The 11,849-nt window shown below is 52.1% G+C and carries 10 protein-coding genes; 4 read left to right on the top strand and 6 right to left on the bottom strand.

The features are described from left to right. Positions 1-9: 9 nt before the first annotated feature. From D4L85_RS11070 to guaB, 5 genes are all read right to left on the bottom strand, one after another. Entirely contained in the window at positions 10-1,938 is a 1,929-nt protein-coding gene (locus D4L85_RS11070; RefSeq protein WP_160143664.1) for a peptidylprolyl isomerase, read from the bottom strand. Between the two features lie 45 nt (positions 1,939-1,983). Then, on the bottom strand, positions 1,984-2,403 hold the full coding sequence (locus D4L85_RS11065; protein ID WP_073134122.1) for an ATP-binding protein: 420 nt from the start codon (positions 2,401-2,403) through the stop codon (positions 1,984-1,986). Next, on the bottom strand, positions 2,393-2,737 hold the full coding sequence (locus tag D4L85_RS11060) for an STAS domain-containing protein (RefSeq protein WP_073134124.1): 345 nt from the start codon (positions 2,735-2,737) through the stop codon (positions 2,393-2,395). The genes D4L85_RS11065 and D4L85_RS11060 overlap by 11 nt, the downstream gene beginning before the upstream one ends. A 74-nt stretch (positions 2,738-2,811) precedes the next feature. Next, on the bottom strand, positions 2,812-4,887 hold the full coding sequence (locus D4L85_RS11055; protein ID WP_119754362.1) for a GAF domain-containing SpoIIE family protein phosphatase: 2,076 nt from the start codon (positions 4,885-4,887) through the stop codon (positions 2,812-2,814). Between the two features lie 188 nt (positions 4,888-5,075). Beyond that, positions 5,076-6,548 carry an IMP dehydrogenase gene (gene guaB / locus D4L85_RS11050; RefSeq protein ID WP_119758745.1) on the bottom strand — a complete coding sequence of 491 codons (1,473 nt, stop codon included), beginning with the start codon at positions 6,546-6,548 and terminating at the stop codon, positions 5,076-5,078. A gap of 169 nt (positions 6,549-6,717) precedes the next feature. Here guaB and D4L85_RS11045 point away from each other — a divergent pair, with 169 nt between their 5' ends. The 4 genes from D4L85_RS11045 to D4L85_RS11030 all read left to right on the top strand — a co-directional run bounded on the left by D4L85_RS11045 (position 6,718) and on the right by D4L85_RS11030 (position 10,340). Continuing rightward, positions 6,718-7,404, top strand: a complete 687-nt coding sequence (locus D4L85_RS11045) for a septal ring lytic transglycosylase RlpA family protein (protein ID WP_119754361.1) — start codon at positions 6,718-6,720, stop codon at positions 7,402-7,404. Between the two features lie 146 nt (positions 7,405-7,550). Beyond that, complete coding sequence (locus D4L85_RS11040) at positions 7,551-8,321, top strand: sulfite exporter TauE/SafE family protein (RefSeq protein WP_228450853.1); 771 nt, start codon at positions 7,551-7,553, stop codon at positions 8,319-8,321. A 99-nt stretch (positions 8,322-8,420) separates the two neighbouring features. After that, positions 8,421-9,902, top strand: coding sequence for a sensor histidine kinase (locus D4L85_RS11035; protein ID WP_119754359.1), 1,482 nt, complete (start codon positions 8,421-8,423; stop codon positions 9,900-9,902). 36 nt (positions 9,903-9,938) lie between these two features. Then, positions 9,939-10,340 (top strand): response regulator, encoded by a 402-nt coding sequence (locus D4L85_RS11030; protein ID WP_119754358.1) that lies wholly within the window; start codon positions 9,939-9,941, stop codon positions 10,338-10,340. 16 nt (positions 10,341-10,356) lie between these two features. Here D4L85_RS11030 and D4L85_RS35030 read toward each other — a convergent pair whose 3' ends face one another. Then, positions 10,357-11,826 carry a flavin monoamine oxidase family protein gene (locus D4L85_RS35030; protein ID WP_119754357.1) on the bottom strand — a complete coding sequence of 490 codons (1,470 nt, stop codon included), beginning with the start codon at positions 11,824-11,826 and terminating at the stop codon, positions 10,357-10,359. Positions 11,827-11,849: the final 23 nt, after the last annotated feature.

Here is an 11,849-nt window from a genome sequence, read left to right as displayed (position 1 = left end):
ACAGGTGGATTATTTTGCCTGAAGTTGTTCCGATATGAATTTTTTGCCTTTCTCATTCACCTTTACGGTATGCTTCTTTTTGAGCTGTTCCAGCCATTTTTTCTCCAAAAAGGTCTGGTAATCCGAGATCACCTGGGGCCTCGCTTCTTCAAACGCCATAAAGCCGGGGGGCAGTATCTCCTTTAGCCACGCAAGGTAATATATTCCATTGTTTTCCGCGGGATACACGCCTTTGGTCCAGGGCATCTTTTGAAGGACGGCTTTGTCTTCTTTTTTATAATAGCCGGCCTCCGTTTTTAGCTTCCGCAGGATCACCGTTTCCTGGACTTTCGCCTCGTCACCCTTCAGGATCAATTCGCGGAGCGGGGTCATAAAATCGCCCACGCTGCCGGAATAAAACGCCGCTTTCACCCGGTCGCCGGCTGTATAATCGGCCTTGTGGGCCTCAAAATAGGCCTTTTGGCCAACCGAATCCTGCGAGGCCTTGTTCCACACTTCCTTTTCCATGATCTCGAATAACAAGATGCCTTCGTAATACTCCCTCAAAAGGAAACTGTAGTCGGGGTTCCGGGCCTTGATCTTTTCTTCCACCAACGGCATGATGCTGGCCTCGACATAATGGTTGTAAAGATCCTCGAAATATTTACGGGGCGCCTGGATGTTGGCGCGTTGATTCTTCTGAGCATACACCAGGAAGTCCTTTATGTTGTGGGGCTTGCCCATGAGGGTGAACAGGGTCTCCTTTTCCGTTTTCAACGCGGGCGCCTTCCAGGTGCCTTTCATCAGCGATGAATCGGCCAGGCCCATAACCGCAGCCTTGGCCGCCGTGTTTTCCTTGAATTGGTATTGCTGCTTCAATTTTGCTTGCAGGGCTTGTTTCGACACTTCGCTCCGCTCGTCGCGGGCTACCTTGGCTTTCAGGGCAGGCGTTGCCTCCTCGAGGGTGGGCACCGGGATCTTTTTCTCCAGGCGGATAATGTGCCAGCCGTATTGACTTTGAAAGGGATCCGACAATTCGCCAGGCTTTCTCAGGCTGAAGGCCACCTTCTCAAACTCCGGCACACCCGACATTTCGCGCGGACCAAACGGCCGAAGCCTGCCGCCGTTGTCTTTCGAACTGGGGTCTTCCGAATATTGTTTGCAAAGCTCCTCCCACTTCACGCCGGCCTGCAATTGGTCATAGAGGCCGAAGATGGTGTTCTTCACTTTCTCGTTGTCTTTTCCGTCGCCGGTGCGCAGCATAATGTGCGACACTTCTACCGTGCCGGGCGATGGACGCCGGTCGGTCACCTTCACCAGGTGGTAGCCAAACCGTGTCCTTACGGGCTGGCTTATTTCGCCCACTTTCAACTGATAGGCTGCTGTTTCGAAGGGATACACCATTTGCAGGGCCGTGAAATAGCCCAGGTCGCCGCGATTGGCCTGGGCCGAAGGATCCTCTGAAAACGTAGCGGCCGCCTCCGCGAAATCGATGCCCGACAAGATCCGGTTGCGCACGTCGGTGATCTTCTTGTAGGCTTTGAGCGTGTCTTCGGGTGAAGGATCGGGTGACACGCTGATGAGAATGTGCGAGGCCCTGATCTCTTCTTTCGTGCGCTCGTAGGTGAGGCGAACGAGGCTGTCGATCAATTTGGCGTCGGGCAGGTAGGGCTTCCGTAGCTCGTCTTTATAGGAATTGTATTCTTTCAGGAACGCGGCGGTGGTGTCCATGCCGCGGCGCTTGGCTTCGTCGACTTTTACTTTGAAATTGATGAAGAGCGCGAGGTATTCGTCGATCTTTTCGGTTGTGTAATCGGTGGCTTTGTTGGGGTGGTTCTTTTTGTAGAGATAGAGAAACTCATCGGAGTTAACGGGCTTCCCCCCTACTGAAAAAACGGTGATGGGTTTGGCGGGGGTTTGGGCGACACTTACCGAAAGAAGTGCACTGCAGAGTAGCATCGTTACTGCGCTTTTCAACATGGGCTTGGGCGGATGTTCAGGTGATTAAATAAAGTGAACGGTCTTGACCAGGCGACAGATATTCCGGCCACCGGTTTTTTGATATTCTATCTTGTCCATGATGGATTTCACCAGGCGGATGCCTAAGCCTCCCTTCCGTTTTTCGTGCACGATGTTATCCAGGGCGGGGGTGTTGAATTCGTTGATATCGAAAACCGTTCCGTCGTCGATGAGTTCGAAAACGAGGGGGTGGTTTTGTTCTACATTGATCACTAACTCGAAGAGGTCATCGGGGTTGCATTGGTGCGCGTGGATCATGAGGTTGGAACACATCTCGTCCAGGGCGAGCACGATCTCGCTGATCTCCAATTCGGAGATGTTATGGTTCTTCAACGATCCCCTGATGAAATCTCTGACCCCCTTCAGGTTCTCTATACTGCACCCAACTTTAAACTTATAGTTCATTGACGATTTGCTTAGCTTGAACTTTATCTTTCCCGATGTGCAGAAGCTCGTTAAGTCCCAGGATACTGAACGTATTGGCTACTTTATCGCTCATTCCGAATAAAACCATTTTAATGTTGCGGTCCTTGAACTCTTCGATGTAGGACATGAATACGCCGAGGCCCGCCGAAGAGATATACTCCAAAGCACTGCAGTCGATCAGTATTTTGGAGAATCCTTCCCCCACACTTTTGGCTATTGCCAGGTCAAGCTCAATGGAAGAGCTGGCGTCTATTTCGCCCACGAGCGCGATCACGTCGGCGCCGTCTTCCTGTAGTCTTTTAATGTGGATCATAAGTTTTTAACGTGGTTTTAAATTTTATGTTGACTTCCTTAATGGCCTCTTTTTCAAGTGAAAAAGGAACTTTTTCAGGATTTAAATTTTACAATCATAGTCGTATAGTCGTCGTCGATATTTTCCGTACCCGAGAATTCATACAATTTGTGGATCATATGGTCCTGGGCCTGGGCGGGCGTCAGGTCGCGTAAATCGCATACCATAGCCGCCAGACGCTCGTAGCCAAACTCCTCGCCTTTGGCGTCTTTGGCCTCCGTTACACCGTCGGTGTAGAGGATCATCATATCGCCCGGCTTATACGCAAATTCGTTGGCCTGGATAAAGTTGCTATAGCTCTTGTTGCGCACCATGCCCAGGGCCACCCCCTTGTCTTTGAAGTATTCGGTCAGTTCGCGGTCGGCATGATAATACAACACCGGGCAGTGTCCTGCACGGGCATAGCGTACCTTCTTGGTTTGGGTGTTGATAATAAAATACGTGGCCGAAATAAACGAGCCACGCTCCAGGCAGTAGACCAGCGCCTGGTTGGCTTGTACCATAAAATCGTCGGGTTCGATGTCGCGCTGGGCCAGGCTATGAAAGATCCCTTTCATTTGCGACATGTGAAACGCCGCCGTCGTGCCCTTGCCCGACACGTCGGCGATGATGATGGAAACCAGGTGATCGTTTATGCGCAACGTGTCATAATAGTCACCACCCACTTCATCGGCAGATTCTGAAAATGCAGCGACATCGAAATCGTGATCCTGCTCCAACAGGGTAGGAAGCAAGCTCTTTTGCACCATTTTGGCAATCTTCAGCTCTTCCTTGTAACGTTCGTTCTGCAGGGCTTCCTCCATCAACCGGAAGTTCTCGATGGAAATTCCCGCCTGGTTGGAGAAAGTGGAAACGATCTTGGTCATTTCCTTATTGAATCCATCTGGTAACTCTTTTAACAGCGCTAAGGTTCCAATGTTATCTCCCTTTACATAGATGGGAAATGCCAGGATGGAACGGAAACGCGAACCTTTCAGCGTGGCCAGGTGTTTCGATAAATTTTTGGTCTTCTCGCTTCCCTGATCGAACACCCCTTTGATGTTGTGCGCGTTCAGGTGATTGATGATGTCGTGCGACTCCTTATCGGTGATCTTATAGGTGAAGAGTTTATGTTCGTGGGCATTGCTGTTGATCTCCAGCCACGCCGCGTCGGCAAACACGGAACTAACGGAAGTCTCCAGTAAAATATTGTAGACGCTTTCTTCGCTTTGCTCGGTTTGAATGGATTGACTGATGCGCTGAAAGTTCACCACCTCCTCCAGTTTCTGTTCGAAGACGGAGGTTGTCGGAAGGTTGAATAAAATAACGAGGAATGAAAAAATGCTGTACACGGTCACAAAGACCATGAGCGAAAAAATGAAAATGTGACTGTGGTAGTCGGTAAAGTTTTCCGAAACCTTGACGATGCTGTCCGACAACGACTGGTTTGTAAAAAAGCTGTAGAACAAGTAGAAGATCGTGAGCAGCAACAACAGGAGGCTGGTCCACTTCTGGCGGAAGTTCAAAAACGCCACCCACTTCATGTTCCCCGACAAGATCAGGCCCACCACCACGAAGATGGTCAGCAACGTGACGTGGAGCCAACGCACCTGGGGAAAGCGGAAGGTGTTATACAGCAGCGAGATCAACAGGCCCACCTCGAAAAATGCCCACAGCCGTAACAGCCATTTCGATTTTTGGTAGAGGATGAGTCGCTTCCAGGCGCTGTAGCCCATCATGAGGAAGCCGATCATGAGACCGAGGTTGATCAGGTAGATCAGGTCGTTAAAAACAATATTGAAAGCCGACCGCGAGGTGATGGCCGGACTGCCCAACAAGTGATCGACCACGCGCAACCCCAGTGAGATCACCGTGGAGATCAACCCCGTGGCAAACACGCGCCAGAGCAGGTCCACGAAGTTCAAAACCTCGTCGCGCTCGATCTTGAGCTTGTAGTAGTAGAAAAGCGAAAGAATAAACAGGTTCAGGATGATCCCCGGCAACCAAACGGGCACTTCCGGCTTAATGCCACTGGTGGTGCTGAACAGGATGGAAATGTCCGTAAACACCAAGGCCAGCCAGGTGATGACACCCACGGTAAACAAGAGCCTGGTAATTGCTTTGGAACGCACTGAACAGCCGGATTTTAACCAAAAAAAACCAATCCTGAGATTGGCCTACAATTATAGGAATAAAGTGAGAAATTCAGGCTCCCAGAAAGGGGGGCGGGCTCCATATTCTCGATTTAATGCCATTTTTTACATAAGCGAACGGCCCAAGGAGTGTTTTTCCCTGGGCCGTTCTCTTTTCGGAATATTTTCTATTTGCGGCTATAGTTGGGCGCCTCCCGGGTGATGCTCACGTCGTGCGGGTGGCTTTCGGTTACGCCGGCGGCCGTGATCTTTACAAATTTGGCCAGCTTTAGCTTCTCGATGTTCTTGGCACCGCAGTAGCCCATGCCGGCACGCAACCCGCCGGTGAGTTGATAGAGCACCTCCGATACCAATCCTTTGAAAGGAACGCGGCCGGAAATGCCTTCGGGCACGAGCTTCTTCACGTCGTCTTCCACATCCTGGAAATAACGGTCCTTGGAGCCGTCCTCCATGGCCTCGAGGGAGCCCATGCCACGGTAGGATTTGAATTTGCGGCCTTCATAGATGATCACCTCACCCGGTGCCTCTTCGGTGCCGGCCAGCAGGGAACCGATCATCACGCTGTCGGCGCCGGCAGCGATGGCTTTTACAATGTCGCCGGAGAAACGGATGCCACCGTCGGCAATAACGCAGACGTTGGAGCCTTTCAGGGCTTTCGATGCCTCGTATACAGCGGAGAGTTGAGGAAGCCCGACACCGGCAACGATGCGGGTGGTGCAAATACTGCCGGGGCCAACACCCACTTTCACGGCGTCGGCGCCTACCTTGGCCAGCGCTTTGGCCGCTTCACCGGTGGCGATGTTGCCCACGATGAGGTCGAGTTCGGGGTATTTTTTCTTCACGCGTTTGGCAGCTTCCATCACACCTTTGCTGTGACCGTGGGCGGTGTCGATGCTGATCACGTCCACACCGGCAGCTTTCAAGGCATCGATGCGATCGAGGATGTCAGGAGTCACGCCCACTGCGGCACCCACCCGGAGCCGGCCAAACTTGTCCTGGCAGGCCGTGGGCTTATTCTTTTTCTTCTGGATGTCTTTGAAGGTGATCAGGCCGATGAGCTTGCCTTTTTTGCTGACGATGGGCAGCTTTTCGATCTTATATTTCTTCAACGTGCCTTCGGCCTGTTCGAGGGTAATGCCCTCGGCGGCCGTGATCAGGTTGTCTTTTGTCATGATCTTTTCCACGGGCACGTTCATGTCCTTCTGGAAACGCAAATCGCGGTTGGTGATGATGCCCACCAGTTTGCTGTTGCCATCGACGATGGGAATGCCCCCGATCTTGAACTCGCGCATGATGTTTTCAGCTTCGCGAACGGTGGAGTTGATGGTAAGGGTCACCGGGTCGAGGATGAGACCGCTTTGCGAGCGCTTCACCTTGCGCACCTGCTCGGCCTGCAACTCGATCTTCATGTTTTTGTGGATGAACCCCAGACCGCCTTCCATGGCGACGGCAATGGCCAATTCGGCTTCCGTTACCGTGTCCATCGCGGCAGATACCAGGGGGATGTTCAGGGAAATGTTGGGAGTGAGCTTGCTTGACGTGTCGGTGTCGCGGGGCAGTACTTCAGAGTAGGCAGGAACAAGAAGCACATCGTCATACGTAAGCGCTTCAAAGAGAAATTTGGATGTATCGAGTGGCATGGCAAATAATTTACGATTCATTATTTGCCGGGCAAAGGTAAAGACTTTCGACCATTAATTTACCAAACGACTCCAATTGCAGGGAATATTTCTTTGGCGATGGTTTGGACGAGAAAATTTATGCTCAAATTGGGCCGTCAAGCTATCTTTGAGCGCTAAACCTTATCTTATGCTGAGATCTTTGTTCACGAGTGCAATCGTTCTTTTTGCAACCGTTTCCTTCGCGCAGATCCAAACCGGGAAAGCCTCTTTTTATGCCGACAAATTTGAGGGCGTCATGACCGCCAGCGGCGAGAAATACAAACGTCACAAATTCACCGGGGCGCACAAAACACTTCCCTTTGGCACCAAAGTGCGCGTGACCAACCTGGCCAACAAAAAAACGGTTGAAGTGACCATCAACGACCGCGGTCCCTACGTGGAAGGCCGGATCATCGACCTCTCCCGCGCCGCCGCCGAACAACTGGGCTACACCAACCTGGGCCTGGCCGACGTCTCCCTGGAAGTGATCGATCCCGGCGACGGCAAAACCAGCGACCCCGGCCGCCCCATCGACCAGGTATCGGTCGACGAAAAGGAATTCTATGAATTCGGGATCGCCCGGATCAATCATCCCAAAGGCTACGGCGTGCAGATCGGCACCTACCAGGAATTGGTCAACCTTATGCGCCTGGCCGACAATCTGAAGAACTCATATAAGAAAGATGTCACTGTGCAGGTAAAGGTGCTGAACGGCGTAAAATATTATGGCCTGATCCTGGGTCAATTCTCGTCGCGCGAAAAAGCGGAACAGTTCCGCGAAGAACTGCGCAACAAATTTCCCGACGTGTTCATCGTCGAATACAACCGTCTTTGAGCCGTCGCCGGCTGGCTTCAAACTCTATGGAAGTAGTCGGTTAATTTCATTTTCCATGAAAAAGCATTCCCTTTGTTGGGAAGGGGAAGACGTGTAACGATGGCGTTCGCACCTCCCCGTGTGGATTCATGGAAATTGTTGGCTATTTGGCATCCGTATGTATCGGCCTCATCCTGGGCCTGCTGGGAGGAGGAGGTTCCATCCTATCGATACCCATATTGGTATACTTGTTTCACGTCGATGCGGTGTATGCTTCCGCGTATTCGCTTTTCATTGTGGGCACCACCAGCCTGGTGGGCACCATCCCAAAATACAAAGAACAACTCGTCAACATCAAGACCGGTTTTCAGTTCGGCATTCCCTCCATCCTCACCATTTTCACCACGCGCCGGTGGATCGTGCCGGCCATTCCGGATGTGATCTGGCAAACGGATTCTGTCATCATTACCAAACGGCTCCTGCTGCTGGGCCTCTTTGCCGTGCTGATGGTGCTGGCATCGATCTCCATGATCCGGGGGCGCCAGGAATTCAAAAGCGACGAACGTTCTTACGCGGCGTTCTTCATTGTGCTGGAAGGCATCCTCATCGGCTTTCTCACAGGACTTGTCGGGGCCGGCGGCGGCTTCCTCATCATCCCTGCCCTGGTCTTGCTGACCGGCCTGACTTTCAAAGCCGCCGTGGGCACCTCGCTTTTTATCATCGCCGTCAATTCGCTGACGGGATTTTTAGGCGACGTGATGAACTACCGTATCGATTGGGAATTCTTGTTGCTGATCACAGCCCTCGCCATTGCAGGTGTTTTGATTGGCAGCCGGCTCTCGAACAAGATCCCCTCCGCACAACTGCGCAGAGCGTTTGGTTGGCTCGTGTTGGTTATGGGATGCTGGATTTTGTTCCACGAAATCGTGCTGGTTTAGGATGGCGTTCTTTTCGGGTTTTGCTGGCACCTTTGTCAAATTTGCCTAACTTGGTAAGCCTCTATTTCTTCTATCGCCGTTGGATTCAAATCCAGTTTCATGACAAACCGTTTGGTCGCATTTTTGAAAAGCTTCAACCCGCTGGCACAGCGCAATGTGTTCATTTTGTTGGCTATCCTTATCGCGGCCGCGGCTTCGCTGATCGTCGTCAACTACCTCACCATTAAAACGCTTTCTGCTGTCCGGGCCTACACCAATGGCGAATCACAATATTCAAAAGGAGAAAAAGGCGCGGCCCGTCACCTGATCATGTATGTGAACACGCGCGATGAGGCTCATTGGGAACAGTTCAAACAGGAGCTCTCCGTCACGTTTGGCGACAGCATTGCGCGCGTCGCGCTCTCCCAGGAAGATGGGAACCTGGACGTGATCAAAAAAGGCTTCCTCCAGGGCCGCAATCATCCCGACGACCACGACGACATGATCTGGTTGTTCCGGAACTTCGGCCGCATTTCTTTCATGGCCAACGCCATCGCTATCTGGAAAGAGGCCGACGGCATCATTCACCGGGAATATTTACTCGCGGAAGAAATTCATACGAAAGTCAAAGCCGGGCGCTGGACCCGCGCGGACCAGGATGCGGTGATCAGTCGGATCAATTCGATCACCGGTCTGCTCACGGCAAAGGAACGCGCTTTTTCGAATGTATTGGGCGACGCCTCGCGCCGGATCAACGCCTATCTTTTTGTGGCCAATTTTTTCTTTACGCTGATCATCATCGGTAGCGCTATTGGCTACGGCGCCTCCATGATCGGCAAGATCATGCGATCACAACGGGAGTTGGAATCCAAAAATACCGACCTCACCATCACCAACCACGAGCTCGACAATTTTGTTTACAGCGCCTCGCACGACCTCCGGGCGCCCATCACCTCGCTAAAAGGTCTGATCGAATTGGCCAACCTGGAAGATAACGTCATGCAAATCAAAGAGTACCTGGCCCTGATGCAGCAGAGCCTGGAAAAGCAAGATCAATTTATCAACGACATCATCGATTTTTCCAAAAACAAAAGAGTGTCGCTGCAACTTCAGGAGGTTAGCCTGGTGGAACTGATCGAGAGCGCACTGAACCAGCACCGGTTCATGCTGGGCGCAGAGAAGATCAAGATGCGCACCGTGTTCGGGTCGGATAAGGCCTACTCCGACCCACTGCGTCTCAGCATTCTGTTCAACAACCTCATTTCCAACGCGATCAAGTATAGTGACGCAAAAAAAGAAGAAAGCTTTCTGCGCGTAGAAACCTTTGCTACGGACACGCATCATGTGATCGTTGTTGAAGACAACGGTATCGGTATCAGGTCGGAAGACCAGAAACATATTTTTGAGATGTTTTTCGTCACCCAAAACACGAACAAAGGTTCCGGGCTGGGACTTTACATCGTGAAAGAAGCGGTTGATAAATTGGGCGGGACTATTGCCGTTGAATCGGAAAAAAATGCGGGATCAAAATTTATTGTTCAAATTCCTAAAAACCATGTTGTATCTTTGGAAGGTGTCGCGCTTATGGATCACGCGAAATGACATACCGTAAAACACAACTTTTTTTTCATAGCCCCCATGAAACCGAAATGTAAATTCTTGATTGTGGACGACAACGAGGTGGACCAGATGGTTACGCGTACGCTCCTGAAAAAGAAACTTGCCGTGGAAGACGTGAGCCAGGCCCGCACAGGAAGCGAAGCCCTGGAATGGTTGAAAGTTTCCGGCGACTCCATTGGCGATTGCCTCATCATTCTGCTCGACATCCAGATGCCCGAAATGGATGGCTTCGAATTTCTGGAGGCCTACGACGAGGTGGATGAAAGCGTGAAACACAAGACCACGATCATCATGCTCTCCTCGACGCTGGATCCCACCGACATCCGGCGCGCAACAGATCACAAATATGTGAAGAGCCTGTTCAGCAAACCGGTTCCCACGGGACTGCTCGACGAACTGATGACGAGCGACCGGGCGTAATCCCAGACTTAAGCAATCAACCCAATTTAGCAATCACTTCCGCCGCCACGCGCTCTGCCGAAAGCAGCGCGCCGCTGATGGTGCCAAACTCTCCGTTCACGTCGGTGGCCTCGCCGGCAAAGAAAACACGGTCGCTCAGCGACTTGGCCAATGCCACACGATCCTGTTGCGTACCGCTGGGCTTGAGGTAAGCAGCACCTCCGCGGATGTAGGGCTCCTTCGACCAATCCTGGATCACCGCGATGATGTTGGGGACCTCGGCCAGATCTTTCCGGACGTTCAGACTGGCCTTACCCGCATAGATGGTATCCAATTCGGCCAGCAGCGCGGGGATCGCATCCTTTCCCATGCCGGATAGCGTTACGGCTTGTGCTCCACCAACGGTGATGCTAAGCGTTTTGCTGAACTCACTGCGCAAGGCACCACTGTTGAAATATTCGGGGCCTGTCGTGCCACCATAAAGAAACCCGGAAGTGGCGCCCCAGAAGTTTATCTTGAAATCGATTATGATCCGGATCACCGCATCCATATCCATGTTCGACAACGCGGTTGTTTTTTCACTCGTCAGGGCCGGGTTGAACGCGATATCGCCGGCCTTCAATACCGACACCGGCACGGTTACGACCACCTTGTCGACATCGGCAGTGAACGGCTCCCCGTTCAAAGTATTTTGTCCGTTGATGATGATCTTATCGCTGCTGTAGTTAATCGCCTTGATCACCGAATTCACCTGCACGCTGTCGGCGACTTGGCCAAAGCGCGAGAGCAAAGCATCCTGCATGGGATTGTCGGCGAGGGTTTGGATGGTGTTGTTGCGCGATCGCAGGGCAAGACCTTCGGCCAACCCGGCAATGCCCAATCGATCGTTGGACGTTCCATATTTATTTCCGATCCACGAATTCAAAATGTTTTTGGTGCGCGACGAAAGTCCCGCCGCTGTGATCGCATCTTGCACCGACACGTGGGGGCCGCTATAGGTGGAGAGTGTATTGAAAAAGTTTTGTGCGGCCATGAAATCCGCATCGGCACCTGCCGTCGCCGCATCCGCAAGAGCGTTGTCGAGAAAATAATTGTCGGTTGTGCCGGTGGTGATGTTGCCCGTGGTGAGTTTGAGATCAGTGACGACCTTTCCCCAGGCCGAATCGGACCCCAGCACTTGCTCAGCGCCAAGCTCGTTGGGATAGTCGCTGCTCAATTCGGTTTGCGAGTTGAGGTATAACGCGGCCGTAGGTTTGTCGCTGGTCTTCAATGAACGCACGCGGCCGCCCACGCGGTCGGAGGCTTCATAGATCACCACATTGTATCCTTGTGCTTTCAGGATGTCGGCGGCGTACAGGCCGGCGGCACCTGCGCCAATAACCGCCACGGTGGGGCCGGTATTGGGTTGCGGATCGTCGTCTTTTTTGCAGGAACTTAACCAGGAGGGTACGACCAAGCCTGCGGTCAATCCCCATCCAAGACGTTGAATAGCTTTTCTACGCTTCACGCTACTATTTTTTTGGAAAGTTA

Source organism: Chryseolinea soli, from assembly GCF_003589925.1.
In the GTDB taxonomy this organism is placed as follows: domain Bacteria; phylum Bacteroidota; class Bacteroidia; order Cytophagales; family Cyclobacteriaceae; genus Chryseolinea; species Chryseolinea soli.
This window is presented reverse-complemented; position numbering and strand designations above follow the sequence as displayed.